Genomic DNA, 25810 nt, shown 5'->3' with positions numbered 1-25810 from the left:
CGACTGACAAGCCCGAATCGCACCACCACCCGGCACCACTGCTGTCCCCTGGACCGTACTCTTGCGGCCATGCGACACGGCTCGATCCCGGGCGCCTCAGGGCGCGTACGACCCCTGACCCTGCTCGGTGACCCCGTGCTCCACGCCCCCTGTGCGGAGGTGACGGACTTCGGGCCCCAACTGGCCGCGCTCGTCGAGGACATGTTCGCCACCATGTACGCGGCCCGGGGCGTCGGCCTCGCCGCCAACCAGGTCGGCGTGGGCCTCCAGGTGTTCGTGTACGACTGCCCCGACGACGAGGACGTGCGGCACCTCGGCCACGTGGTGAACCCGCGTGTGGTGGATCTCGACGGCGTGACCGTGCGCGGCCCCGAGGGCTGTCTGTCGCTGCCCGGCCTGGAGGCGGCCACGCCGCGCTTCGACCACGCGGTCGTCGAGGGCGTGACGGTGACGGGGGACCCGGTGCGGGTGCACGGCACCGGATTCTTCGCGCGCTGTCTGCAGCACGAGAGCGACCACGTGGCGGGCGGGGTGTACACGGACCACGTCACGGGCTGGCGCAAGCGGCGCGTCCTGCGGCAGGCGGCGCGGGCGCCCTGGGCGACGACCGCCTGACCCGGGCGCCCGGACCTGCCCGCGCCTCAGAAGCCGGGCCCGCCCACCCGGTTGCCCGCGGCGGCCAGGCGGCCCCACAGCAGGTCCGCGAGGCTGCGCACCAACTGGGCGCGGGAGCACGGGCGTTCGCCCAGCCACCAGTCGCCCGCGGCGTGCATCATGCCGACGATGCCGTGGCCCCACACGCGCGCGAGTTCCGCGCTCCCCGGCCCGAGGTCGACGCGCTCCTCGATGACCTCGGCCAGCTCCTCGCCGAGGCGCCGAAGCAGGGGAGCGGAGTGCAGTCCGACGTCGAAGCCCTCGCCGCCGGTCTCGCCCGACGAGACGGCTTCCGACGGATGCATGAGGAAGCGGTAGACCTGCGGCCGGGCCTCGATGGCCGCGAGGTAGGTGTCGAGCGTGGACTCCACGCGCTCCCTGCGCTCGGCGGGGGCGTCCAGAGCCGCGCGCAGCGAGGCGAGCAGCGCGTCCGTGTGCCGCTTGGCGAGCGCGGCGTAGAGGCCGCCCTTGTCGCCGAAGTGCCGGTACAGGATGGGCTTGGTGATGCCCGCCTCAGCTGCGATGGCGTTCATCGAGGCGCCGGGCCCTTCGCGGAGCACGACGCGGTCGGCCGCCTCAAGGAGGTCGCGCCGTCGTTGCTCGGCGGACCGCTGTTGATCGGTCCGCTGCGTGGTCTCCATGTGGTGTTCTCCGCCCGTGCGATTCCTGACGCAACGCGCAACGTAACACCCGGAAGCCTTGGAGCATCGAACGGGCTGCCGGGAGTTGACAGAGGCTACCGGCCGGTAACAGACTCCAGTTACCGCAAGTAACGTAGCACGGGTTCGCAGCCTGGAGGGGTCATGGCCGAGTTCACCATGGAGCTCAACGACGAGCAGAAGGAGGTCAGGGACTGGCTCCACGGGTTCGCCGCCGACGTGATCCGTCCGGCGGCCGCCGAGTGGGACGAGCGCGAGGAGACGCCCTGGCCGGTCATCCAGGAGGCCGCGAAGGTCGGCATCTACTCCCTGGACTTCTACGCCCAGCAGTACTTCGACCCCACCGGGCTCGGCATACCCATGGCCATGGAGGAGCTGTTCTGGGGCGACGCGGGCATCGCCCTGTCCATCGTCGGCACCGGCCTCGCCGCCGTGGGCGTCCTCGCCAACGGCACCGAGGAGCAGATCGGCACCTGGATCCCGCAGATGTACGGCGACGTCGACGACGTGAAGGTCGCCGCCTTCTGCTCGTCCGAGCCGGACGCGGGCTCCGACGTGGCCTCGATGCGCACCCGCGCGGTCTACGACGAGGCCAAGGACGAGTGGGTCCTGAACGGCACCAAGACCTGGGCGACCAACGGCGGCATCGCCAACGTCCACGTCGTCGTCGCCGTGGTCGATCCCGATCTCGGCTCCAAGGGGCACGCCTCCTTCATCGTGCCGCCGGGCACGCCCGGCCTGTCCCAGGGGCAGAAGTTCAAGAAGCACGGCATCCGCGCCTCGCACACCGCCGAGGTCGTCCTGGAGGACGCGCGCGTCCCCGGCTCCTGTCTGCTCGGCGGCAAGGAGAAGCTCGACGAACGCCTTGCCCGCGCGCGCGAGCGTGCCAAGAGCGGCGGCGAGCGCGTGAAGAACGCGGCCATGGCCACCTTCGAGGCCTCGCGCCCCGCCGTCGGCGCGATGGCGGTGGGCACCGCCCGCGCCGCGTACGAGGAGGCGCTGGAGTACGCCAAGACGCGCGAGCAGTTCGGCCGCCCGATCATCGACAACCAGGGCGTCGCCTTCCAGCTCGCCGACATGCGCACGCGGATCGACGCGGCCCGGCTCCTGGTGTGGCGGGCGTCCTGGATGGCGGTCACGGGCAAGAAGTTCGAGAGCGCCGAGGGCTCCATGTCCAAGCTGTACGCCAGCGAGACCGCCAAGAAGGTCACCGCGCAGGCGATCCAGATCCTCGGCGGCAACGGCTACACGCGCGAGTACCCGGTGGAGCGCATGCACCGGGACGCCGCGATCTACACGATCTTCGAGGGCACGAGCGAGATCCAGCGCCTGGTGATCGCGCGCACGCTGTCGGGGCTGCCGATCCGCTGAGGCGGGGCGGAGGGGGCGGCGCCGCCGCTCTCCTCGACGCCGCCGCTCTCCTCGGGGCGTGCCGCCGCCCCTCCGGTCGGTGGCACGCCCTCTGGTTGGCGTCATGTGCATGCCCTTACGGTGGCCCCGTCGCCGTCCTGCCAAGGAGTGCCCATGCGCATACGTCCCTTGACCTGGCTGATTCCCGCTCTCGCCACCGCCGCCGCGGTGACCGCCACCACGCTCGCCCTCCCGAGGGGCGGCGAGCGCGCGCCGGAGGACCGCGCCGCTGCCGCCGCCGACGCCCGGCCCACGGGCAAGGCCAGGCCCGATGCCCGGAACGTGGTGCTCGCCGTGCACGGCGGCGCCGGCACCGCCCTCGACCGGGACAAGACCACGCCGGAGCGCGAGAAGGCGTACCGGGACGGGCTCACCGAGGCCCTCAGAGCCGGGCGGAAGGTGCTCGACAAGGGCGGTTCGAGCGTGGACGCCGTCCAGGCGGCGGTCACGAAGCTGGAGGACAACCCGCTGTTCAACGCGGGCAAGGGTGCCGTCTTCACCGCCGACGCGGGCCATGAGCTGGACGCGTCGATCATGCGCGGCTCGGACCTGAAGGCCGGTGCCGTGGCGGGCGTGAAGAGCCTGCGCAACCCCATCGAGGGCGCCCGGGCGGTGATGGACGAGTCGAAGCACGTGCTGCTCGCGGGCGAGGGGGCCGACGACTTCGGGGCCCGGCAGGGGCTGCGGACCGTCACGCAGGACTACTACTGGACGCAGGCCCGCTGGGACGCCCTGATGGCCGCCAAGGAGGCCGAGAAGGGGGGGAAGGGGGCTGCTGGTCCTGCCGGGGACTCACCGGCCGCCCTGGCCGACGCGCAGTCCAAGGGCACGGTCGGCGCGGTGGCCGTCGACAAGCGGCGCGACCTGGCGGCGGCGACCTCGACCGGCGGCCTGACCAACAAGCTCCCCGGCCGCGTCGGCGACTCGCCCCTGATCGGCGCGGGCACGTACGCCAAGAACGGCACGGTCGCCGCGAGCGCCACCGGCGCGGGCGAGGTGTTCATCCGGGGCGCGGCCACGGCGACGCTCTCGCACCTCATGGAGTTCAAGGGCGTGGACGTGGCGAAGGCCGCGTACGAGGTGATCGTCAAGCGCCTTCCGGCCCTCGGTGGCGACGGCGGTGTGATCGCGCTCGCGCCCGACGGCGAGTTCGACGCGCCGCACAGCAGCCCCGGCATGCTGCACGGCTATCTGACCGAGGACGGCAAGGTGGTCACGAAGATCTTCCCGGACGAGACGCCGCCGAACAGCTGAGGCGCCGCGGGTCCCCGTGAGTCGTCACGGGCCTCCGGGAGTCGTCACGGGCCTCCGGGAAATAGGCAGGCAGACTTGCAAGTCTGCCTTCTCATTTCGTACGGTGCCGTCATGACCGACACGTCAGGAAGCACGGCGGGGCCCGGGCCCGAGCAGATCGCCGCCGACCTCACCGCCGCCGTCCGGCACGTCGTGCGCAGGCTGCGTACGCAGACGCCGGAGACCGGCCTCACGGCCTCGCAGCGATCCGCGCTCGCCCTGCTCGCGGAGGGGCCCGCCACCACGGCGGAGCTGGCCCGCGCCGAGCACGTGCGCCCCCAGTCCATGCGCCTGACGGTCGGCGCCCTCGAAGCCGAAGGCCTGGTCGGGCGCGCGCCGGACCCGCACGACGGACGCCGGTCCGTGGTGTCCGTGACCGAGGACGGCCGCCGGGTGCTCGCCGAGGCGCGGGACGCCAAGCGGAACTGGCTCGCGGCGGCCGTCGCGGACCGGCTCGACGAGCGCGAGCAACGGCAGCTGGCCGACGCCGTCGTGCTGTTGGAGCGGCTGGTCCGCCCCTGACGCCCCGCGCCGCCCGCCCGGTGCGGGGCGTGCGCCCACCCTGTACGAGAAAGGCATCCCGATGACCGCCACCACGCTCGACCCGAAGACCGCCCTCGTCCTCGTCGACCTCCAGAAGGGCATCACCGCCCTGCCGACGCTCCACCCGGCCGACCGGATCGTCGAGCGCGGGGCCCGGCTCGCCGCCGCCTTCCGCGCGCACGGGCTGCCCGTCGTCCTCGTCCGCGTGACCGGCAGGGCGCCGGGGCGCACCGAGGTCACGCTCGGCGGGGGCGGCGCGACGCCCGCCGACTGGGCGGAGCTGCGGCCCGAACTGGACCGCCAGGACGGCGACGTCGTCGTCACCAAGCACCAGTGGGGCGCCTTCCACGGCACCGACCTCGACCTCCAGCTGCGCCGCAGGGGCGTCACCCAGGTCGTCATCGGCGGCATCGCGACGGCGTTCGGCGTGGAGTCCACGGCGCGGGCCGCCCACGAGCACGGGTACCACGTGACGGTGGCCGTGGACGCCGTGACCGACATGGACGAGCAGGCCCATCTGGCCGCCGTCGAGAAGGTCTTCCCGCTGCTCGGTGAGACGGACACCGCCGAGGCGATCATCAAGCTCCTGGGCTGAGCGGCTCCCCGGGCGCGTACACGTACGGCGTGGTCGTGGCCAGTTCGGTGAAGCCGAGCCGCCGCAGGATCGGGCGGCTCTCGCTGGAGGCGTCGACCTGGAGGTAGCGCACGCCGCGGGCGGCGGCGAGCCGGGCCCGGTGGGCGATCAGCGAGCGGTAGACGCCGCGGCCGCGCCACTCGGCCACCGTGCCGCCGCCCCACAGGCCCGCGAAGTCCGTGCCGGGCCTGAACTCGATGCGCGCCGAGCTGACCGGCTCGTCCCCGGCCATGGCGACGACCACGGCGAGCGTGTCGGGCGCGGCCGTCAGCTGGTCGAGGACCTGGCGGCCGAGCGCGCTGCCGTCCGAGCCGAAGGCCCGGTCGTGCGCGGCGACCATCAGCCGCACCCCCGCCTCGTCCGTCACCGGGACGAGCTCGATCCCCTCGGGCACGGTGGCGTCGAGGGCCAGCGCGTCGACCTCCGTGACCATCAGGGTCTCGGCGGGCTCGGGCGTGAATCCGGCCGCGAGGAGCCGCTCGGGCAGGTCGGCGGGCAGGTCGTGGGAGTACAGCTTCCACTCGAACTCGCGCCCGAGGCCGCCGAACAGACGCACCTGAGCGGCGATCGCCGCGTCGGCCGTGTCCTGGTCGAGGTCCGACCACACCACGCCGTTCCAGTCATGGGCGGCGGCGCCCACATGGCGGACGACACCGTCGGTCCGCTCCACGCGCCCGCCGGGCCCGTCCGGGTCCGGGCTCTGCCGGATCTGCTGGTCGTACGCCGTGAGTGCCTCGGTCGAGTCCATCCGGCCACTTCAGCAGGGGGCCCCGCGCCGGACAACTGGATTTCTTCCGTAGGAGCCAGGAGGTCAGCGGTCCGCGTGAGGGCGTGGGGCGCGGGACAGCGGGGGCAGGTGCAGCGACTTGGTGATCGCCGCGAGGCGCAGCGCGAGGACGAGGGCGGCCGAGGTCACCGTCGTGGCGGTCGGGGAGGCGCCCGCGTGGTGCAGGCCCAGGTAACAGCCCGCGCCCGCGAGCGCGGCGGTCGCGTACACCTCCTCGCGCAGCAGCAGCGGCGGGAACTGTCCGCACAGCACGTCCCGCAGGACCTCGCCGGTCACGCCCGTCAGGACGGCCAGGATGATCACGGCGAGCGGGGTGACGTGCGCGTCGATGGCGGCCTGCGCGCCCATGACGGTCACCACGGCGAGCCCCACCGCGTCCACCACCATCAGCGTGCGCTGCGGCAGCTCGCGGCGGCGCAGGTACAGCATCGTGGTGACGCCTGTGACCGCGATCACGGTCAGCAGGACCCAGTCGTGGGTCCAGTACAGGGGATGGCGGTCCAGGATGAGGTCGCGCAGCGTGCCGCCGGAGATGGAGGCCACGAAGGCGAGGACGAGCCCGCCGAAGGGGTCCATGCGCGCCCGGTGCGCGGCGAGCACGCCGCTGGCGGCGAAGGCGGCGATGCCGACGAGGTACAGCGTGTGCAGCATCAGCGGGCCGCCTCGCGCGGGACCGGGCGCCGGGTGCCGCCGCGGCCTCCCCGGCGCAGCACCAGGAGCACCGCGGTGGACCCGGCGGCCGTCAGGCCCAGGGCGGTCGCGTCCAGGCGCCAGTCCGAGGCGGCGGACCGCTGCCCGCCGTCGGTGACGGCCGTCCGTGCCTGTCCCTGGTGCGCGGGTGCCGCCACGGCGAGGGCGACGGCCACGGCGGCCGCCGCCACCGCGGCGACGGCCACCGCGACGAGCCGCCACCTGGGAGTGCATGCCGTGTCCATGCTCTCCACCGTCCCGGACGCCCCCGGGTCCGCGCCATCGGTCAGGTGGCCGGATCACGGTGGCCGAAAGGACGAAATGCCGCGGGACTGGGAAGCCGCAGCGCAGGGCTGAGAGGTCGAGCAGCGGCCCCCGCGCCGCTGCTTCAGGGACGTCTCATCCGTGCCAGCGGCAGCGCAGCGCGGCCGTGGTGAAGCCGGGGCCGTAGGCGACGGTGTAGCCGCGCGCGCCGTCGGCGGGCGGGGCGCTGTGCGTGCGCTCCAGGACGCGCAGCACGCTCACCCCGCCCAGGTTGCCCTCCTCGGCGAGCGTGTCGGTGGAGTGACGCGTGTCATCGGCGCTGAGGCCGAGGGCGGCCGCGGTGTCGGAGATGATGCGCGGACTGCCCGGGTGGATGACGGCGAACTCGGCCGTCTGCGGACCGACCCACTCCAGAAGCTGCGGAAGGACGTCGTCCGCGGCCGTGAGCGCCTTTCTGGTGGAGTCGAAGTGGAACCCGTCGGCCGTGATCCGGCCGCGCTGGCGGTCGGTGCTGCCCGGCAGCACGTACTCGTACGAGTCCTCGATCACCAGGCCCGGGCCGAGGGGCTCGTCCGTCACGACGGTGGCGCCCGCCGAGTCCCCGAACAGGGCCTTGTAGATCATGGCCTCGATGCCGGTGTCGTTGTGGTGGTAGACGGACGAGATGACCTCCGCGGCGACCACCAGGACCTTGCTGCCCGGCCGGACGGCGACCAGGTCGGCGGCCCGGATCAGGGACTGGGTGCCGCCGGGGCAGGCAAGGGTGGTCAGCGCGACGCGGCGCACGGTGGGGCGCAGACCGAGCCGCTCGATCAGGTGGATGTCCAGATTGGGCACGGACCAGCCGGTGGTGTGCGTGGTGACCACGGCGTCGATGTCGGTCGCGGCGAGCCCGGCCGACGCGAGCGCGGCCGTGGCCGCGCGCTCGGCCATGGCCAGGGCGTCGTCGAAGGCCGCGTTGGCCCGCTCGTGCACATCGGCCGTGCCGGCGACGGTCGGGGAGTCGAGGGGCCGGGAGAAGTAGCGGGTCTGGACTCCGCAGTTGCCGATGACCCGCAGGAACGCCGGGAGGCGGGGGTGCTCGGGGTGGTGCCGGCGTATGTCGTCGGTGATCTCCGCGGTCGTGACCTTGTGGTCACCGACGACGGTCTGGGGTCTGAGGACATATGCGGACACGAAGGAACTCCCGCCGGGCGCAGGTCGGATGTGGAGGACATAAGGAAACGTACTGCACCTCGTCGAACGTGCTTCCTGGCGCGGCGGTTCCAGCGCAGGTCCACGGACCTGGGAGGGGTCGTCGGGCGGGCCCGCTCGCGGCCGTCGGGAGGAGCGGGCCCGGGTGCGGCGATCAGGCGGTGCCCGGGTGGAGCGTGGGGCGGCGCGGGCGGTGTCCGCCCGCGCGGAGCCGTCAGGTGGCCCGGAGCATCGGCGCCCGGGGGTGGACGCGCTCGCGACCGGGGTGGAACACCAGGATCATCATCCGGGCGCCCGGAGCGGTCAGCGGCTGGGCGGCGCACATCGTGACCCAGCCCGGCCCCTTCTCGGCGTGCAGCAGGGGCCGCTCGTCGCCGTCGGGGTGGGGGTAGGGCTTGTCCGCGCCGTACAGCGGCGCGGCCATGGGGTCGGCCAGGACCTCCTTCTCGATCTGCTGGAGCGTCTCGTCCTCCGGCCGGGTGGCGAGCGCGCTGCGCAGCTGCGGCAGCAGCATGGGGGCCCAGGCGGTGTCCCAGTCGAGGAGGATCTCGCGGGCCACCGGGCTGAGGACCATCCAGCGCATGATGTTCGGCGGGACCTCGCCGCCGGGGAAGACGGCGGCGCAGGCGTCGTTGTACACGAGCATGTCCCAGGACGCGTCCGCGATGTACGCGATGTGCGAGATGCCGTTCACCGCTTCGCGCCAGACGCCGGGCACCTCCTTGCCGGACGACAGGTGGAGCGGCCCCGGCGGGTCCTGGAGCAGGGCGTAGCGGCACAACGACACCCACTCCTGCTCGTTCAGCCCGAAGAGGCGGGCCACGTCGCGCAGGAGGGCGGCCGGTGGGTTGGGGTAGTTGCCGGACTCGAGGCGGTGGTACGTACCAAGGGTGCGGTGCAGGAGTTGGTCCACCTGATGCTGGGAGAGCCCCGGAGCCCGTCTGCCCTGCCCCCTCGAGCGGACGAAGCCGTGCGATTCAGGGGCGATGAGGGCGCGTCGTTCGCGGAGCAGAGCGCGTAGCGCCGTCTTGTTCATGGTGGGTAATCCCTCTTCGTACACGCCGAGTTGAGCATCAGCAGTCTAAATATTCGCATCGTCTTTGGGCATAAACATTGCCTGAAGAAAACGATCAGCTCGTGCGGCATCATGGAGTGGGCGGGGTCACCGACCTGCAGGTTTGATCGTCGGTGGGCTCGCGGGCACAACTCAGGGGCATCTTGTTCGGGGAGCATGAAATTGGCTGAAATTCCTCGGCGTCGGATACCCCCTCCGCCTACGGGGTCGTAGTCGGGTAGCGCGCGGGACCGGTTGTTCGTATTCCGATCTGTGTGGTCGGAAACTGAGCAGTGTGTACCTGCGTGGCAGTTACTACCCGGTTCGGTTCCTGGGTTCACTGGCTGCGGCCGGTGCCGTCACTCGCCATTACGTAGCGGCCACGGTACCGGCCGCCCCGTGTTGTTCCGGGCGGCCCTTGTGGCTGGTATTCGCTCAAGACGCCTGAGTCCGCGTTCGGCCCCCTTGTGTCGCGCCGTCGAGTGCCGATACCTGATTTTCCGCCGCTGCCAGGATCTCCGTCACATGCGCACCGAATCGCACGTCGCACGCGTGCGGCCGTCCGGCATGTGCCGCCGTCACGAGCGCGCTCACGGCTGACTGAAATGCGACGCCCGAATCGCCCCACCCTGTCTCTCCGAACGCCTCCGGGGACGCCGTCCCGCGCTCGCCGCGGAACTCAAGGTTCACGCCCGACGCCCGCTCCGGCGCGCACAGCGTCAGCGTCGCCGTGCTGGACGCGCCGCCCGCGTGCCGGAGGACGAGATGGACCGTGTCGGCGGGGCCCGGAGCCGCCGTGACCGACGTGATCTCGCCGAGTACGGCCGTCAGAACGGACAGCGCGTGCGGCCCCACGTCCCACAGGCCGCCCTTGCTCGCCCGCCACGGCGAGTCGAACGCGCCGGTCCCGTCGGCGGCGTAGAACGAGCTGTACCAGTCGGCGCGCCCGGTGAACCACGGCCCTTCCTGCGCCCGCGCGGCCAGCCAGTCCGCCATGGGCGGGGCGAACCGCAGTGTGAAGAACACCACGGAGGCCACGCCGGCCCGCTCCACCTCCCCGGCCAGGGCGTGCGCCGCGGCCGCGTCCGTGGCCACCGGCTTGTCCAGGAGCAGATGGCGGCCCGCCCGCGCGGCCCGCGCCGCGAGCGGCGCCTGTACGTCCGGCGGCACGGCGAAGGCGACCGCGTCGCTCGCGGCGATGAGCGCGTCCACGTCCTCGTACGCCGTGGTGGCGTGCGCGGCCGCGAGCTCGGCGGCGGCCTCGGGGCGGCGGCCCCACACGCCCGCGAGCTCGGCGTCCGGATGCGCGGCGAGCACCGGCGCGTGCGTCGCGGTCGCCCAGGGACCCGTACCGATCAAGCCCACACGAAATCTGGTCATGGCCGCAGTATGGCGGAGTGGTGCGGGGCGCTCCTCGGGCCGGGTGGCGGCGGCCGCCAGGAGGCGGCCCGGAGCGATCTCCGTACGCGTGCGGGGACAGCCCGTGACGGCCCTCGGCCATAAAGGTACGGACCTTGCGGCGAAGGGTGCGCGGTCGCCGGGGCGATTCCCAGGGGCTGTGCCCGAAGTCCGGCCGGTCATTCGACGTACTGTCAACTCTCGGCGGGTGAATGGCAATTCGGCACGCCAGGTGAATTGTCATTCACTCGCTCCCGGGGAAGATGTCCGGGAATCGCGCGTGAACTGTCCCGACTGTCCTGGAGTTTCCCGATATCCGGTGGTGCGGCTCATGGCGGGGCTGTTGCGCCCTGTGCAACCGTCCGTGGCCTGTGGGGCGGCTGCCCCCTACCCTCGGACCCGGCCGCCGCGACCGGGCGGCCGGTGAGGGAAAGTGACGCCATGACCAGCTCGACCCCCGGGCCGCACCGGCACGTGACGGGGCCCGCGCGCCGTGACGCCGAAGCGACCAAGGCCGCCATCACGCGCGCCGCCCGGCACCTGCTCGCGCGGCACGCGCACGCCGACATCACCCTCAGGGCGGTGGCCGAGCGCGCCGGGGTGAGCCCGCCGCTGGTCCTGAAGTACTTCGGCAGCAAGGACGCGCTGTTCGCGCAGATCATGTCCTTCGAGGCGGACGCCGCGGCCATCCTCGACGCGCCCCTGGAGGGGCTCGGCCGCCACATGGTCCACCACCTGCTCACCAGCCAGGCCGAGCAGGGCGCCGACCCCATCCTGCGCATCGTCTTCGCCCCGCTGCACCGCGAGCACGGCTATGTGCTGCGGGCCAACTTCCGCACGCAGGTGGTGCGCAGGCTCGGCGAGCGCCTCCCGGGTGCGGACGCGGGGCTGCGCGCCGAGATGGCGGTGGCGATGCTGCTCGGCCTGGGCGTGATGTACGGCATCGCCCGCGGCCCCCATCTGCGGGCGATGGCGATCCCCGAGATCACCGACCGCTACGCGCCCGCCGTGCAGGCCTGTCTGACGCCCGGGTGACCTCGGACCCGTCGGCCGTGCCGCCCCGGCGTCCGGCGGCGCGCGTCGAGTTGAGGGATGTGTGCACATGTGTTGAGCAAAGCTTTACGGATGGCCCGAATGTGATGTTCCGGGCGTGCGGGCCATGGGTTCGGGTGCGGTAGCGGCGGCCGTCCGGTCATGGTGACTTCTTGACCTCGGGTCCGGTGCGGCCGAAACCCGGTGGGTCGGACGGGTTCGCGGGGTTACGGGCTCGTTGACCGTATGCGGTCGGCGGCGGAGTCTGGCGATATAGCTGCTAGATACAACTACTTCGGCGGGAGGAACCTGTATGTGCGGAATCACCGGCTGGGTCTCGTTCGACCGCGACCTGCGGACCGAGGGCCGGGTCCTGGACGCGATGACGGAGACGATGGCCTGTCGCGGCCCGGACGACCGCGGCACGTGGGCGGAGGGCCCCGCGGCGCTCGGCCACCGGCGCCTGGCCATCATCGACCTGCCCGGCGGGCGCCAGCCCATGACCGTGACGACGCCGGGCGGCACGGTGGCGCTCGTCTACTCCGGCGAGACGTACAACTTCACCGAGCTGCGCGCCGAACTGGCCGGGCTCGGCCACGCCTTCACCACCGCCTCCGACACCGAGGTCGTGCTGCGCGGCTACCTCCAGTGGGGCGAGGAGGTCGCCGAGCGGCTGAACGGGATGTACGCCTTCGCCGTGTGGGACGGCCCGCGGCAGCGCCTCGTCATGGTGCGCGACCGCATGGGCATCAAGCCCTTCTACTACCGCCCGACCCCCGACGGCGTCCTCTTCGGCTCCGAGCCCAAGGCGATCCTCGCCAACCCGCTGGCCCGGGCGCGCGTGACCGTCGACGGGCTGCGCGAGGTGTTCGCCTTCGTGAAGACCCCGGGGCACGCCGTGTGGGACGGGATGCGCGAGGTCGAGCCCGGCACGGTCGTCACCGTGGACCGCCACGGCACCCGCGCCCGCACCTACTGGCGGCTCGAGACGCGGCCCCACGAGCACGGCCGCGACGAGTCCGTGGCCACCGTCCGCACCCTGCTCGACGACATCGTGCGCCGCCAGCTCGTCTCCGACGTACCGCGCTGCGTCCTGCTCTCCGGCGGACTTGACTCCTCCGCTCTGACGGCCCTCGCCGCCCACCAGCTCAAGGACGCGGGCGAGACGCTGCGCAGCTTCTCCGTCGACTTCGCCGGGCAGAACGACAACTTCGTGGCGGACGCGCTGCGGGCGACGCCGGATTCCCCCTACGCGCACGACGTGGCGCGCCTCGCGGGCACCGACCACCGCGACATCGTGCTCGACGCGCAGGCCCTCGCCGACCCCCACGTGCGGGCGAAGATGCTCACCGCGCGCGACATGCCCGTCGGCTTCGGCGACATGGACGCCTCGCTGTACCTGTTGTTCCAGTCGATCCGCGAGCACTCCACGGTCGCCCTGTCCGGCGAGTCGGCGGACGAGGTCTTCGGCGGCTACCTCCAGTTCTTCGACGAGGAGGCGCGGCGCGGCACCACCTTCCCCTGGCTGGTGCGGCACGCCGAGACCCTCGGTGACGAGACGGGGCTGCTGCGCCGTGACGTCCTGGACACCCTGGACCTGCCGTCCTACGTCGGCGACAGCTATGCGGGGGCCGTGGCCGCCGTCGAACGGCTCGACGGCGAGAGCGACGTCGAGTACCGCATGCGCACGATCAGCCATCTGTATCTGACGCGCTTCGTGCGGGTGCTGCTCGACCGCAAGGACCGGGCGAGCATGGCCGTCGGCCTGGAGGTGCGCGTACCGTTCTGCGACCACCGCCTCGTCGAGTACGTCTACAACGCGCCGTGGGCCCTGAAGACCTTCGACGGCCGGGAGAAGTCGCTGCTGCGGGAGGCCGCCGCGGACCGTCTCCCGCGGTCGGTGTACGACCGGGTGAAGAGCCCGTACCCGTCGACGCAGGACCCGAAGTACGCCTTCGCGCTGCAGGAGCACGCCAAGGACCTGCTCGCGCAGCCCGGGCACCCGGTCTTCGACCTCGTGGACCGGGACGCGCTGCGGCGCCTCGCGCACCGCGAGACGCCGCAGATCAGGCCCGCCTCGCGGCGCGGCATCGAGCGCGCCCTCGACCTGGCCGTCTGGCTCGACCTGTACAAGCCGGAGATCGCACCGGGCTGACGCCCTGTCGCTCGGGCCGCGCCGGGGTCAGGTCCCCGTCGCCAGGGTGTCGAGGAACCGCTGGAGCGCGGGGGCGGACGAGGCGTCGAGACGGCGCCGCACCGGCGGCACGCTCGCGCCCCGCCGGACCGCGCCGGTTCCGCGCGCGTCGCCGCCCCGCCGGACGTGCCCGGCCGCCACCCGGCGTATGAACTCCGGGACCGTGAGGCCGAGTCCGTCCGCATGCCGCAGTACGGCGTCGTACTCGTCGGGTGGGAACAAGACCTGCACAGGCTTGGCACCGTCCATGGACGCATGATGCCGTCCTGTCCAGCCCGGCGCGGGACGGTTGGCATATTCCGCCCGAAGGGGTGGCGCGGGGGTGTGGAGGTGGGGGCGGGGCGCACGTGCCGCGCTCCGCCCCTGCGTGCCGTCGGCCTACGGGCGGTTGTCGATCAGGTCCTGGACCTGCGGATAGATCTTCTCCATGCGGGTGCCCACGTTGGTGGGGCAGGAGCCGCCCCAGTGCAGGGCGATCACCTTGTGGGAGGAGCCGGCGAGCACCGGGGAGCCGGAGCTGCCGCCGGAGGTGTCGCAGTTGTATCCGACGTCCTCGGAGCCGAGTTGCGGGGTCCGCACGCCGCAGTAGGCGCCGCCGTCGCGCTCCTCGTAGATCGAGATGCGCTTGGGCCGGGTGTCGCCGTGTCCGGCGATGTACGCCTGCTCGTTGGCGATCGGCGCGCGGGTCTCCAGGAACAGGGTGCCGAACTGGGTGATCTGGTCGAAGTTGTCCACGCTGAAGAGCGTGAAGTCGAGGCTCGCGGAGGTGCGGAGCAGGGCGTTCGCGCCGACCTTGGTGCCGGGGCGCGGGTCGTTGCCGCCGCAGGTGGCGCAGTCGTAGTCGAACTGCAGCTCCACCCTGTCCAGTTCGGCCTGCGTCTTGATGCAGTGGTTGTTGGTCATCATGTGGTTGCCGCGGCCCACGCGCCAGGCGGTGCAGTAGCCCCCGCCGTTCAGGAGCATGCGGGCCACGCCGCGCGACGCGGCGTAGTGCGCGGGGTGGCTGGTCTTGTAGCAGACCGCGTCACGGCGGCCGTCGGCGCCGCACACGCTGCGCGTCGCCGGGTTCTCGGCGGCGAACTCCGCCGGGGTGTAGCCGCGCCAGTACCGGTCGACCCTGGCGTGCGAGCCCCGCTCGCCGCGGGTGGTGTGCAGGGTGACCACCGCGGTGTCCCCGTCGACCGACATCGCGGCGAAGCCGGTGCGGCCGTGCCGGGTGAAGCCCCCGTCGCCCGGCGCCGCGGGTGGGATCGCCGTGGTAGGTGTGCACCTCGCGTCCGGCCGGGTCGGCCACGGTGAGGCGGTCGCCGGGCGCGAGCGCGACGCGGGCGAAGTGCACCTTGACGTACGCCGCCCCCGGGTGCCGGATCTCCTGCCGGGCCGGACTGCCGGGGGAGCCGAGCCGGAGGTCGACCGCCCTCTCCTCGCCGGCGGCGGGAACCGGGGCGGTGCGGACGGGGGCCGGTGGCGTTTCGCTCGCCGTCGTCGGTGCGGCGGGGACGAGGGCGGCCGTGACCACGAGAGCGGCCGCCGCGATGACGCGTCTTAACACGCTGCCTCCTTGGAGGGCGGTGGGGGAAGGTGCTGCCGCTCACGACAGTAGGTCTGTACATGACAAACAGGGGAGGCGTGTGTCGGTCAGAAGTGTCGGCAGGGGGTGCATGCGAGAGGGCCCCGGCCGGACGGGGGAATCGCGGTCGGGACCCTCATCTTGTTCAACGGTGAAATAGGGAGTGGGGTTCCCCGGCGCCCCGCGGACCCGTGTGATCTGTGCAACATGCACACGGTGCGGAGGCCCCAGTCGGGGGCCCGGCCGGAGCCGGACCGGGGCCGGGCCCGGAGGCACACCCCGGATGTGGCACTGACGGCGGGAACGGCCTAGCTTCGTGCCGTGACGCTCGACGATCTCCGTGTCTTCATCGCCGTCTGCCGTGCCGGCAGCCTCAGCGCCGTGGCGCGCGACCTCTCCTGTACGCAGTCGGCGGTGAGCCAGCACGTCAAACGCCTGGAGAAGGAGCTGGCCGTCAGCCTTCTGGAGCGGCACGCGCGCGGTGTCGTGCCGACGTCGGCGGGGCGCATCCTGCACGCCGCCGCGTCCGACGGCATCGGCGGCATCGACCTCGCCCTGCGCCGCCTGCGCGACCTGGTGCGCGGCGAGAGCGGCGCGGTGCGCATCACCACGGGCGCCACGACGGTGCGGCACTTCATGGCCGACGCGATCGTCGGCTTCCGGCAGCGGTTTCCGCAGGTGGCCCTGGAGTTCCAGACGGCGAGTTCGAGCCGTGCCTGCTTCGACGCGCTCGCCGCCGACGACCTGGACCTGGCCTGGGTCACCATCGGCGAACCCGTGCGGGGCATCGAGCAGCGGCCCGTCGCCGATCTGCGCTGGGTGCTCGCCGTGCCGTGCGGCGACCCCCTGGCCGCCAAGCGGCGCGTCACCCTCGCCGACCTGGCCGGCGTGCAGCTCATCCGGCCGCCGGAGGTGTCCAGTTCGCGCTCGCGCCTCGACGCGGCCCTCGCCGAGGCGGGCCTTCGGCCGCAGGGCCACACCAGCGTGGCCGACTGGGACACCGCGCTGCTGCTCACCGAACTCGGCGTCGGCCAGGCCGTCGTGCCGGAGCTGCCCGGCTGGCGCGCGTCGGGACCGCCGGGGCTGCGCCTCGTTCCGGTGCCGGAGCTGCCCGCGCTCTCCGTGGGCTGGGCGGTGCGCCGCTGGGACGCGCTCAGCCCGCTCGCGCGCGCCTTCGCCGACACGGTGGCCGCCGACTGCGGCGCGGGGAGCATGGCCACGGTGCCCGCGCAGACGGGGCCCGCTCAGGGGGCGAGCCGCGCGGCGCACGTCTGAAGGCAGCGGGCCTCCGGCCGGCTGCGGGCGCGCCGCGCCGCCTTCGCGCCGGGGGAGGCGTCCCCCGACCGGGCGCACCCCGCGCGCGGGCGCGGTCGGCCGACCGGAGAGTGGGAGGCATGCGTGCCTTGCGGGAGACGGTGGCGGGGCTGCCGCGTGCCGGGCGCGCGGCCCTCGCCGGTGTGCCCGGCCTGGTGGCCGTGGGGGCGCTCGCGCTGTGCGCGGTGGGCGTCGAGCACGCGGCCGAGGACGACGGGCGCCGGCGCGCCGCCGCGGTGACGGCGGTCCACAGCGCGGCCCGGCCGCCCATCGTGCCGCGCGCCGAGTGGCTCGGCGACGCCCGCGAGACCGCTCCGCCGGTGCGCTACGGCGGCCCCGTCGTCGCCGTCTTCGTCCACCACACGGACTCGCCGAACGCGTACGACTGCGCCGACGCGCCACGCATCATCCGGGCCCTCACGGCGGGCCAGACCGGGGCCCGGCTCTTCGACGACATCGGCTACAACTTCCTCGTCGACCGCTGCGGCACGATCTACGAGGGCCGCGCGGGCGGCGTCGACCGGCCCGTCGTCGGCGCCCACACACAGGGCTTCAACCACCGCACGGCCGGGGTCGCCGCCATCGGCACGTTCACCGCGGGCACCCCGGTCCCGGCGCCGATGGCGGAGGCCATCGCGGCCCTCGCCGCGTGGAAGCTCGGCCTCATGGACGTCGATCCGCGGCTGCGGTCCCAGCTGGTGTCCAGCAACAGCCTCAGCCGGTTCCCGGTGGGGACGCGCGCCGAGTTCGACGCCGTGGCCGGGCACACCGACGGCTACACCACGACCTGTCCGGGCGCCGCGCTGCGCGCCCGGCTGCCCGCGATCCGCGAGCGGGCCGCCCAGCTCCAGGGCCGTACGAAGGAGCGGGCACAGGCGGCCCGCCCGCTGCGGTGACGGCCCGGGCGGCCGGTCAGACGACGCGGGCGGCGATGGCGCGCGCACACTCCAGGGACTCGGTACGCGTCGTGTCCACCTCCAGGTCGTAGCGCACGCCCTCGTGCACCAGGTGTGCCTGCGCCGCGGCCATGCCCGGCGTCCGGTCGCCCCGCGCGACCTCGCGGCCCGCGGCGACGGCGCTCTCGCACCGGACGCCGACCCACAGCACGTCCAGGTCGCCGAGGGCCTTCTCCCACCGCCGCCGGGACGCGGGGCCGCCGAGGAAGACGTCGTCGACGATGATCCGGGCCCCCGCGCGGGCCATCGCCACGATGCCCTCCGTCCAGGCGGTCTCCAGGGCCCGGAAGTCCGCGCCGACGTCCACGCCGCCGTCGGCGGCGAACACGATCCCGCCGTCCGCGCCCCGCATCCTCGCGGGCAGCGCGTCGACGAACGAGTCGCACCCGAACGCCAGCCACTGGTCGGGCAGGACGGCCTGCAGACACCGTACGATCCCTGACTTGCCCGAGCTGGAGCCGCCGTTGAGGATGATCATCCGAGTCGTCACCGCGCCACCCTAGGTGGCCGTGCCACGCGGTGACCAGTGAGTTTCACGGAGACGGCGCCGGTGCCCGGCCGTCGAGGCGGATGCCCTTCATGGCGGTGTCGAAGACCGGGCGGCTACCGATTCGCGGTCGCGTACACGATGAGGTTGTCCACGGGGTGCCCCTGGGCGTCGTACGCGCCGTCGCAGGTGATCAGGCGCAGGTCCCGGGAGCTGGTCTCGCCGTAGACCTTGTCGGTGGGGAAGGCCTTCTTGGAGGCCGTCTCGGTGGCGGTGACCCGGAAGTGGACGGTCTTGCCGCGCGCGTCCCGCACGGCGATGTCCGCGCCCACCCGCACCTTCTTCAGGTCGTGGAAGACGGCACGACCGAAGCGCGTGTCGTTGTGGCCGATGATGACGGCCGCGCCGCGCCGCCCGGGGACCGCGCCCCCGGTGTACCAGCCCGCCGTCATGCCCTTCTCGGCGGGCGGCACCTCTACGGTGCGGTCCGGGTTCAGGCCGAGCCGCAGCAGCGGGCTGCGCACGCCGATGGACGGGATCGCCACGTGCACGGGGGCGGCGGGCGCGGACCCGGAGGCCGTGGACCCGGCGGCCGCGTCGGGGTCGCCGACCGCGTACGTCTTCGAGGCGGACGACTTCGCCTTGGTGGCGGCGGCCGATCCGTCGGCGGCGGAACAGCCGCCCAGCGTCGCGCAGACGACGACGGCGAGGGCGCAGACACCGAGCGTGCGCCGCCGGGGCGCGGCGGACGCCGGGAGCGGCCGGCTCTTCAGGGGCATGGGAACTCCGGACGCGGTGGCGCCGCCCGGGCAAGAGGCGGCGCCACCGCGCGTGATCGGGCCGGACCCGCGCTCACGGCGCGGTGCCCGGCGGAGGAGGTGGTTCTCGCGGCCGGGGTCAGCCCTGGGCGCGACCGGTGGCGCGGCGGCGCAGGACCAGGGTGCTCGCGCCCGCGACCAGGGCGATGCCCGCCGCCGAGCCGATGAGGGCGGGGGTGTTGTCGCCGCCCGTCGCGGGCCGCTCGCCCGCGGCGACGCCGCCCCTCGGAGTCACGGTGGGCTTGGTCTGCGCGGGCGCGGGCGCGGCCTTGCCCGACTCCTTGACGACGGGCTTGTCACCGGCGGCGACACCGCCGCGCGGCGCGGCGTGCTTGCCCTTGGCGTCCCGCAGGGCCTCCTCCGTCGCCGCCCGCTTCTTGGCGACGGATTCCTTGGAGACCTCGGGCGCGGGCGTGTCCACACCGGCCGTCGGCTTCGGCGTCGGCTTCGGCGTCGGCTTCGGCGTCGACTCGCTGGCGAAGGCCATGGCGGCCGGGGAGGCGAGCACCCCGGCGGCCACGGCGGAGGCGACGAACGCGGCGCGCAGGGGGCGGGCGTGGGGACGGGCGTGGGCGCGGTGGGTCATGTGGTGGGGCTCCGTTCCGGCTCGTACGTGGAGGAGTGCCCGGCGGGGGCGGCGGACACCGGTGTTCCGCCGGGCACGGTCGCCAGGTTGGCGCGGAGTTATGAGGAAGCTGTCAGGTTCCTGTTGGGGTTCGATCAGCCCTCGCGGCGGTCTTAGGGTGACGCCATGACGACGTTGCTGATCCACGCGGGCGAGGCCGGTGCCGAGGCGCCCGGGCCGCGGACGGGCGGGGTGCCGCTGGTGCCGCCCGGCTTCGCGTGGCCGACCTGCCGTGACTGCGGCGGCGCGCTGCTGTTCCTGCTGCACCTGCCGCTCGGCGCGGGCACCGACGGGGCCGAGGACGGTCCGGGTGGCCGCGGCGATGTCGTGTCCGTGTTCCTGTGCCAGAACGACCCCGGCATGTGTGACGACTGGGATGCCACCGGCGGCGCCAACCGCGCGTACCTCTTCGCCGCCGAAGGCCTCGCCCCGGCCGCCGTCCCCGAGCGCGGGGAGACCCGGCTCGGCGCGGTGAGCGCGCTGCGCACCGAGGAGGTCGCCGCGGCGGGCTTCCCCGAGGCGCTCGACGCCTGGGCGGCCGACGACGCGGCCTCGCTCCTGGTGCAGGGCCAGCTCGGCGGCGAACCCGCGTGGATCCAGGGGGACGAGACCCCGCACTGCCCCGGCTGCGCCGCGCGCATGGCGTTCACGGCCCAGGTCGAGGAGGGCTATGACTTCGCCACCTCGGCCAACTTCGGTGGCGGAGGCATCGGTTACGTCTTCCACTGCGTCGGCTGCCGCGACGCGGCCTTCCTCTGGCAGCGCTGAGCGCTCCGCCGGACCCCGGCCTGTCGGACCCCTCTGGCAGAGTGCGCTGCATGAGTGATCGCCACGAAGCCTTCCGTGCCCTGCACCGCACCGGCTCGCCGCTGTTGCTGCCCAACGCCTGGGACCACGCGTCCGCCGCCGCGCTCGCCCGCGCCGGATTCCCCGCGATCGGCACGACGAGCCTGGGCGTCGCCGCCGCCGCGGGCAAGGCGGACGCCACCGGGGCCGCGCGCGAGGAGACGCTGCGCCTCGCCCGCGGCATCGCCCGGCTGCCCGCCCTGATCACCGTCGACATCGAGGGCGGCTTCAGCGACCGGCCCGAGGACGTCGCGGACCTGGCCCGCGAGCTGACCGGGGTGGGCGTCGTCGGGGTGAATCTGGAGGACGGCCGCCCGGACGGCACCCTCACGGCCGTCGACGCGCAGTGCGCGCTGATCCGCGCGGTGAAGGACGCCGCGCCCGACCTGTTCGTCAACGCGCGCACGGACACGTACTGGCTCGGCGCCGGGGGAGAGGCCGAGACCGAGCGGCGCGTCGCCGCCTACCAACGGGCGGGCGCGGACGGCGTGTTCGTGCCGGGGGTGCGGGACGAGTCCGTGATCGCCGCGCTCGTCGGCGCCCTCGACGTACCGCTGAACGTGCTGCACGCGCCGGACGGTCCGTCTCCCGCGCGCCTCGCGGACCTCGGCGTCCGGCGCGTGAGCACGGGCTCGCTGTTGTTCCGCGCGGCCGTGCAGCAAGCGGTGGACGTGGCCCAGGAGTTTATTCGCGGCGCCGCACGCCCCAGGGACGTACTCTCGTACGCCGACGCCCAAGATCTCGCGACGGCGTTCGAGGACCGGACGCGCGAGCCCGGGAGGTAGCCGCGCCGCCGCCGGTGGGCCGCGCCCCGAGCCCGGGCGCAGGAGGGGGAGTGGATGGCGGGGCGGGACACCTCACGCCGGACACCACGGACGTCGGGCCCGGCCGGCCTGTGGGCGGACCCCAACTACCGTCTCTTCCTGGCTCTCCAGGGCCTGTCCGCGCTCGGTGACTCCTTCTCGCACGTGGCGATCCCACTGCTCGTGCTGCACCAGACCGGCTCGGTGGCGCAGATGGGGCTCGTCACCGGGCTCACCGGCCTCGCCTCGATCGTCACCGGCCTGTTCGCGGGCGTCGTCGCCGACCGGGTGGACCGGCGCCGCCTGCTGGTGCTCGCCGATGTCGCGCGCTGCGTGCTCCTCGGCATGGTCCCGCTCGTGTGGCTGTTCGCGACGCCGCTGTGGCTGGTCCACACGGTCGTGCCGGTCGCCGGGGCCTTCGCGATGCTGTTCCAGGTGACGTACGTGACGGTGGTGCCCGCCATCGTGGGACCCGGCCGGATCCTCAAGGCCAACAGCCACCTCTTCGGCGTGTACGCCGTCGCGAGCGCGGGCGGCCCCATGCTGGCCGGGATCGTCGCGGCCGCGCTCGGGCCCGCCGCCGCGCTCGGCATCGACGCCGCGACCTTCGCGGTATCGGCGGTGGGCATCCTGTTCGTCCGCATACGGCCGATGCCCGAGGCAGCGGAAATGGGAGCGGACCAGGGGGCCGAACGGGGCGGCGCGCGGCGGGAGTTCCTCGCCGGGGCGCGCTTCCTGTGGGAGCACCCGGTGCTGCGGCCGCTGACGGTGCTCCTCGCGCTGCTCACCTTCCTCACGTACGGCCTGACCGACGTCATCGTCTACTACGTCAAACACGGCCTCGGGCACGGGGACGGCGCCGTCGGCTCCGTGCTGACCGCCGGTACGCTCGGTACGCTCGGCGCTTCGTTCGCCGTCGACCGGATGCGCGAGCGCCTCGGGTTCGGGGTGAGCTGGATCGGCGTCAACGCGCTCGCCGGGGCCGCCGTGGCCTGTCTGGGGCTCGCCGGAAGCGTGCCGCTGGTGGCGGTGCTCGCCGCCGTGATGCTCTTCTGCACCGGCGTCGCGGGCATCAACTCCATGTCCCTGCGCCAGGAAGTGACGCCCAGTCACCTCCTGGGTCGGGTCACCTCGTCCTTCTGGACCCTCCACAACGCCCTCGGCCCGATCGGTGCGGCCGCCGTCACCGCGGCGGCCGGGGCGTGGGGCGTCCGCGCCGTGTGTCTGACCGTCGGCGCGTGCGTCGTGGCCGTGGCCCTGACCGGCACTGTCACGGGCATCGGCCGTACCCGCACGGGCCGCGCGGTGCCGGGCGGCGGGGGCTGAGGGGCGCCAGCGCCCGGCCGAGTGGGCTCACTCGGCCGTCGGCAACCGGTCCAGTTCGCCGCCGATCGCCTCCCGCAGGACGTCGTGCCGCGGCCCGAGCCCGAACCGCGCGTCGCGCCAGTGCCCCTGCGGGTACAGCCACACCGGCTTGCCCGCCAACTCGTCCGCCTCCCAGGCGTACCGGGGCCAGACATGGGCGTGCAGGAACGGATCGGTGTTCCCCAGGATCTCCAGGTTGACCCGGCGGAACGCCGGATCCAGGCGTCGGCACGCGCGCTCGACGGCCTCGCCGAGCCGGTCCATGTCGGCCAGGAACGCGAGCCGCTTGCTCCGCGGCAGATCGGACAGGCGCAGCACGCCGGGCTCGTCCACGAGCAGGACCGAGTAGCCCGGCAGGAACTGCACGTCGCCGATCACCGCGAAGCCCGCGTCGAGCTGCCGCAGCACCGTGGGGTTCTCGCCGCGCAGGGCGGCCCCGATCCGGTCCGTTCTCCAGTCGTCAGCCATGGCCCGACCCTAACCGCGAAGATCGACTACCGGCCGCGCCGGGGCAGTCGGACCGTCGCGACGCCGCCGTCCAGGTCCACCGCCGTGCGGTGCGGCGGTGCGCCGTCCTCCTCGTCGTCCCGCATCACCAGGGAGGACTGGCGCTCCTTGAGCTCGCTCTGTTTGCCCGGTGAGAAGCTGGCGTGCAGCTGCTCGAAGCCGGTCGCCGATATCTGGCCCTGGCGGGCGCTGTTCCGCCAGGGCAGCAGTCCGGCGCGCCCGGCGCGGAGCAGCAGTTGGTCCACGAAGGCCACGAGGGTCAGCACGATGACGAGGCCGGGCAGGGTCATGAAGACGGCGAACTCCATGACGTCAGTATGCGCCGCGCTCCCCAGAGCCCCCTACTCCCTTTTGGCGAGGCCGTGTTCGGCGCGCGGGCCGGGCCGATCGTGCTCCTGGTGGGCATGCGCGTCGTGGCCCGTGCGCAGCCGCCGCTCAGCGGTGCGACTCCTCCCGTGCGCGGCCCCGTTCACCCGCGTCGGAAGCCCGGTCCCCGTGCCCCGGCCACCACGCCGCGTGCCCGATGAGGGCCGTGAGGGCGGGGGTGAAGAGCATCGCCATGACGAACGCGGCGATCGCGATGCCGAAGGACAGGGAGAAACCCATCTGGGAGAGCGTCGAGTTGCCCGCGAGCATCAGCGTGGCGAACGTCCCCGCGAGGATCACGCCCGCCGAGCCGATGGTCGGGCCCGAGTGCCGGACCGCGGTGCCCGCCGCGTCGTGCGGGTCGCGGCCCTCGCGGGCCTCCTCGCGAAGGCGCGAGACCATCAGGATGTTGTAGTCCGTGCCGAGCGCGACCACGAACAAGTACATGATCACGGGCAGCATGAACATCAGGCCGGGCTGGCTGCCGATCTGCTGGAAGATGAGCGACGTCGCGCCGAGCGTCGCGCCGAAGCCGAGGGCCACCGACAGCATCAGGTACCACGGCGCGACCAGGCTGCGCAGCAGCAGGCCGAGGATCACCATGATGGCGATCGCGGCGACCGGGAAGACGACCGAATAGTCGCGGTCCACGGCCTTGTTGATGTCGACGTACACCGCCGTCGTGCCGCCGACCAGCGCCTCGGTGCCGTCCGGCGCGTCGTCGTGGGCCGCGGGCCGCAGCTGGTCCTTGATGGTGGCCAGGGCCTTCTCGGAGGCGGGCGGATCGGCGAGCACCACCGAGTACGACGCGGTCGTGCCGTCCTTGCTGACCCGCGGCGCGGCCACCGAGCCCACCCCGTCGACGGACGCCAACTGCTTGCGGAACGCGGCTGGTTGACCCGCCGCCAGCGGCCGGTCGCCGGTGGACGTCAGATACACGAACGTCGGGTCGGTGGTTCCCGCGGGGAAGCCCTTCTCCAAGTTGTCCTGCCAGACGATGGACTCCTTGTCCTTGGGCAGCGAGGACCCGGCGAGGTCGAAGTTCGCCTTGTAGCCGAGCGCGCCGAGCGCCAGGACGCCCATGAACAGGGCCGATACGACCGCCCACACGGCGGGCCTGCGGGCGATGGAGGCGCCGAGCCTGGCGAAGCCCGTGCCCTGCGGCTCCCGCTGCCAGGACTTCGAGGGCCAGAACACCTTCGTGCCGAGCAGCGACACCACGGCCGGGACCAGGGTGAGCCCCGCGAGCAGGGTCAGGAACACGGCGATCGCGAGCGCGGGCCCCATCGAGCGCAGCATGCCGAGCGAGGAGAGCGTGAGCGCGGCGAAGGCGACGATGACGGCGCCCGCCGCCGAGGTGATGGCCTCGCCGACCCGCTCCACGGCGTGCACCATGCCGCCCTTGGGGTCCTCGCCCGCGCGCAGCGCTTCGCGGTAGCGGAAGAGCAGGAACAGGATGTAGTCCGTGCCGACGCCGAACAGGACGACGGTGAGCAGCTCCTGGATGGAGGAGTCGGCCTTCATGTCGAAGGCTTTGTTGGCCCAGGCGATCAGGCCCGTCGCCATCGGGGAGATCAGACCGATCAGGACGACGGGAAGCAGCGCGATGATGGGGCTGCGGAAGATCACGAGCAGCAGCACGATGATGATGACGATCGTGCCGACGCCGACGAGCAGACCCGCGCGCTCGGACGCGTCGCTCTCGTCGAGCGCCTGCGCCGCCGAGCCGGTGATGCCCGCGCTGAGGCCGGTGCCCTTGAGCTCCGCCCTGAGGTCCTTGCGGAGCTGTTCGACGGCGTCCTGCTGCTTGGTGTCCTCGGGGTTGGTGATCTTCGGCATGGCCACGACGGCCGTCTGCACGCGCTTGTTGGGCGACACCTCGCCGGGGGTGACGGCCTGGACGTCCTCGACCTGCTTCGCCTGGAGGTCCTTCGAGACACGGGTGACCCCGGCGGAGTCGGCGGGGGTCAGCTGACGGCCGTCGGAGCGCTGGAAGACGATGATCGCGCCGATGTTCTCCTGCTGCGGGAAGTCCCGCTCCTGGAGGTCGGAGGCGCGGATGGATTCGTAGTGCCCGGGCAGGAAGCTCGCCTCGTCGGTGCTGGAGGTGAGCTTCGGTGCCAGCGAGATCACGGCGGCGGCCGCGACGACCCAGGCGAGGATGACCCACCAGGGGCGGCGGACCACGAACCGGCCCAGCGCAGAGAACATGACCCACTGCCTCTCCTCGCCCCCGAGGCACATCACATCCTGCCCAGGATCGGTCCGACCATGCGGGCCCGCCACTCGGGGCGGTCCCCCGGAGCCGCCGCTGCGGCCCCGGGGGACGGGGAGGGCGCGGGCGCCG

Annotated in this window: 27 protein-coding genes; 12 read left to right on the top strand and 15 right to left on the bottom strand. The window is 73.4% G+C overall.

Features of this window, described 5'->3' with window-relative positions:
• Positions 1-69 precede the first annotated feature (69 nt).
• Positions 70-615 carry a peptide deformylase gene (def, locus tag CP982_RS06445; RefSeq protein WP_150509602.1) on the top strand — a complete coding sequence of 182 codons (546 nt, stop codon included), beginning with the start codon at positions 70-72 and terminating at the stop codon, positions 613-615.
• A gap of 26 nt (positions 616-641) precedes the next feature.
• On the opposite strand, the gene CP982_RS06440 is transcribed toward def, so the two are convergent.
• Complete coding sequence (locus CP982_RS06440; RefSeq protein WP_150509601.1) at positions 642-1295, bottom strand: TetR/AcrR family transcriptional regulator; 654 nt, start codon at positions 1293-1295, stop codon at positions 642-644.
• 162 nt (positions 1296-1457) lie between these two features.
• Between CP982_RS06440 and CP982_RS06435 the strand changes: the two genes are divergently transcribed.
• The 4 genes from CP982_RS06435 to CP982_RS06420 all read left to right on the top strand — a co-directional run bounded on the left by CP982_RS06435 (position 1458) and on the right by CP982_RS06420 (position 5154).
• Positions 1458-2684 (top strand): acyl-CoA dehydrogenase family protein, encoded by a 1227-nt coding sequence (locus CP982_RS06435; RefSeq protein WP_150509600.1) that lies wholly within the window; start codon positions 1458-1460, stop codon positions 2682-2684.
• 153 nt (positions 2685-2837) lie between these two features.
• Complete coding sequence (locus CP982_RS06430) at positions 2838-3977, top strand: isoaspartyl peptidase/L-asparaginase family protein (protein ID WP_150509599.1); 1140 nt, start codon at positions 2838-2840, stop codon at positions 3975-3977.
• A gap of 111 nt (positions 3978-4088) precedes the next feature.
• The gene (locus tag CP982_RS06425) at positions 4089-4538 is read left to right on the top strand and encodes a MarR family winged helix-turn-helix transcriptional regulator (RefSeq protein ID WP_150509598.1); all 450 of its coding nucleotides are present in this window, start codon (positions 4089-4091) and stop codon (positions 4536-4538) included.
• A 61-nt stretch (positions 4539-4599) separates the two neighbouring features.
• Positions 4600-5154: an isochorismatase family protein gene (locus CP982_RS06420; RefSeq protein ID WP_150509597.1), complete on the top strand. Its 555-nt coding sequence runs from the start codon at positions 4600-4602 to the stop codon at positions 5152-5154.
• On the opposite strand, the gene CP982_RS06415 is transcribed toward CP982_RS06420, so the two are convergent.
• The 6 genes from CP982_RS06415 to CP982_RS06390 form a co-directional block, all read right to left on the bottom strand.
• Positions 5138-5941 (bottom strand): GNAT family N-acetyltransferase, encoded by an 804-nt coding sequence (locus CP982_RS06415; RefSeq protein ID WP_150509596.1) that lies wholly within the window; start codon positions 5939-5941, stop codon positions 5138-5140. The two genes, CP982_RS06420 and CP982_RS06415, sit on opposite strands and share 17 nt — an antisense overlap.
• Before the next feature lie 63 nt (positions 5942-6004).
• Positions 6005-6631, bottom strand: coding sequence for a trimeric intracellular cation channel family protein (locus CP982_RS06410; protein WP_150509595.1), 627 nt, complete (start codon positions 6629-6631; stop codon positions 6005-6007).
• Positions 6631-6915, bottom strand: coding sequence for a hypothetical protein (locus CP982_RS06405; RefSeq protein ID WP_150509594.1), 285 nt, complete (start codon positions 6913-6915; stop codon positions 6631-6633). The genes CP982_RS06410 and CP982_RS06405 overlap by 1 nt, the downstream gene beginning before the upstream one ends.
• Before the next feature lie 154 nt (positions 6916-7069).
• Positions 7070-8110, bottom strand: a complete 1041-nt coding sequence (locus CP982_RS06400) for a beta-ketoacyl-[acyl-carrier-protein] synthase family protein (protein WP_150509593.1) — start codon at positions 8108-8110, stop codon at positions 7070-7072.
• Positions 8111-8342: 232 nt separating this feature from the next.
• The gene (locus CP982_RS06395) at positions 8343-9164 is read right to left on the bottom strand and encodes an MmyB family transcriptional regulator (protein WP_150509592.1); all 822 of its coding nucleotides are present in this window, start codon (positions 9162-9164) and stop codon (positions 8343-8345) included.
• A gap of 453 nt (positions 9165-9617) precedes the next feature.
• Entirely contained in the window at positions 9618-10562 is a 945-nt protein-coding gene (locus CP982_RS06390; RefSeq protein WP_150509591.1) for a Gfo/Idh/MocA family protein, read from the bottom strand.
• 459 nt (positions 10563-11021) lie between these two features.
• Between CP982_RS06390 and CP982_RS06385 the strand changes: the two genes are divergently transcribed.
• Positions 11022-11615, top strand: a complete 594-nt coding sequence (locus tag CP982_RS06385) for a TetR/AcrR family transcriptional regulator (protein ID WP_150509590.1) — start codon at positions 11022-11024, stop codon at positions 11613-11615.
• Between the two features lie 310 nt (positions 11616-11925).
• On the top strand, positions 11926-13767 hold the full coding sequence (gene asnB / locus CP982_RS06380; RefSeq protein WP_150509589.1) for an asparagine synthase (glutamine-hydrolyzing): 1842 nt from the start codon (positions 11926-11928) through the stop codon (positions 13765-13767).
• A 27-nt stretch (positions 13768-13794) separates the two neighbouring features.
• On the opposite strand, the gene CP982_RS06375 is transcribed toward asnB, so the two are convergent.
• Both CP982_RS06375 and CP982_RS06370 read right to left on the bottom strand, forming a co-directional pair.
• Positions 13795-14055 (bottom strand): hypothetical protein, encoded by a 261-nt coding sequence (locus CP982_RS06375; protein ID WP_150509588.1) that lies wholly within the window; start codon positions 14053-14055, stop codon positions 13795-13797.
• Between the two features lie 129 nt (positions 14056-14184).
• Positions 14185-14994 carry a trypsin-like serine peptidase gene (locus CP982_RS06370; RefSeq protein ID WP_212669181.1) on the bottom strand — a complete coding sequence of 270 codons (810 nt, stop codon included), beginning with the start codon at positions 14992-14994 and terminating at the stop codon, positions 14185-14187.
• A 703-nt stretch (positions 14995-15697) separates the two neighbouring features.
• Between CP982_RS06370 and CP982_RS06365 the strand changes: the two genes are divergently transcribed.
• Both CP982_RS06365 and CP982_RS06360 read left to right on the top strand, forming a co-directional pair.
• On the top strand, positions 15698-16651 hold the full coding sequence (locus tag CP982_RS06365; RefSeq protein WP_150509587.1) for a LysR family transcriptional regulator: 954 nt from the start codon (positions 15698-15700) through the stop codon (positions 16649-16651).
• A 119-nt stretch (positions 16652-16770) separates the two neighbouring features.
• Positions 16771-17586, top strand: coding sequence for a peptidoglycan recognition protein family protein (locus CP982_RS06360; protein WP_150509586.1), 816 nt, complete (start codon positions 16771-16773; stop codon positions 17584-17586).
• 16 nt (positions 17587-17602) lie between these two features.
• Here CP982_RS06360 and cpt read toward each other — a convergent pair whose 3' ends face one another.
• The 3 genes from cpt to CP982_RS06345 form a co-directional block, all read right to left on the bottom strand.
• Positions 17603-18124, bottom strand: a complete 522-nt coding sequence (gene cpt / locus CP982_RS06355; protein WP_150515354.1) for a chloramphenicol phosphotransferase CPT — start codon at positions 18122-18124, stop codon at positions 17603-17605.
• A gap of 125 nt (positions 18125-18249) precedes the next feature.
• Positions 18250-18912: a class F sortase gene (locus CP982_RS06350; protein WP_229879566.1), complete on the bottom strand. Its 663-nt coding sequence runs from the start codon at positions 18910-18912 to the stop codon at positions 18250-18252.
• A 118-nt stretch (positions 18913-19030) separates the two neighbouring features.
• Positions 19031-19537 (bottom strand): hypothetical protein, encoded by a 507-nt coding sequence (locus CP982_RS06345; RefSeq protein ID WP_150509585.1) that lies wholly within the window; start codon positions 19535-19537, stop codon positions 19031-19033.
• Positions 19538-19702: 165 nt separating this feature from the next.
• Between CP982_RS06345 and CP982_RS06340 the strand changes: the two genes are divergently transcribed.
• The 3 genes from CP982_RS06340 to CP982_RS06330 are packed head-to-tail and all read left to right on the top strand — an operon-like array spanning position 19703 to position 22551.
• Positions 19703-20344 carry a hypothetical protein gene (locus CP982_RS06340; RefSeq protein ID WP_150509584.1) on the top strand — a complete coding sequence of 214 codons (642 nt, stop codon included), beginning with the start codon at positions 19703-19705 and terminating at the stop codon, positions 20342-20344.
• 50 nt (positions 20345-20394) lie between these two features.
• The gene (locus CP982_RS06335; RefSeq protein WP_150509583.1) at positions 20395-21207 is read left to right on the top strand and encodes an isocitrate lyase/PEP mutase family protein; all 813 of its coding nucleotides are present in this window, start codon (positions 20395-20397) and stop codon (positions 21205-21207) included.
• A 54-nt stretch (positions 21208-21261) separates the two neighbouring features.
• On the top strand, positions 21262-22551 hold the full coding sequence (locus CP982_RS06330; protein ID WP_150509582.1) for an MFS transporter: 1290 nt from the start codon (positions 21262-21264) through the stop codon (positions 22549-22551).
• A 27-nt stretch (positions 22552-22578) separates the two neighbouring features.
• On the opposite strand, the gene CP982_RS06325 is transcribed toward CP982_RS06330, so the two are convergent.
• The 3 genes from CP982_RS06325 to CP982_RS06315 all read right to left on the bottom strand — a co-directional run bounded on the left by CP982_RS06325 (position 22579) and on the right by CP982_RS06315 (position 25674).
• A complete protein-coding gene (locus tag CP982_RS06325; RefSeq protein ID WP_150509581.1) occupies positions 22579-23058 on the bottom strand; it encodes an HIT family protein in 480 nt (159 codons plus the stop codon).
• Positions 23059-23084: 26 nt separating this feature from the next.
• Complete coding sequence (locus CP982_RS06320; protein WP_150509580.1) at positions 23085-23405, bottom strand: DUF6191 domain-containing protein; 321 nt, start codon at positions 23403-23405, stop codon at positions 23085-23087.
• 127 nt (positions 23406-23532) lie between these two features.
• The gene (locus tag CP982_RS06315) at positions 23533-25674 is read right to left on the bottom strand and encodes an MMPL family transporter (RefSeq protein WP_150509579.1); all 2142 of its coding nucleotides are present in this window, start codon (positions 25672-25674) and stop codon (positions 23533-23535) included.
• Between the last annotated feature and the right edge of the window lie 136 nt (positions 25675-25810).

It is taken from the genome of Streptomyces spectabilis, assembly GCF_008704795.1.
Taxonomy (GTDB): Bacteria; Actinomycetota; Actinomycetes; order Streptomycetales; family Streptomycetaceae; genus Streptomyces; species Streptomyces spectabilis.
This window is presented reverse-complemented; position numbering and strand designations above follow the sequence as displayed.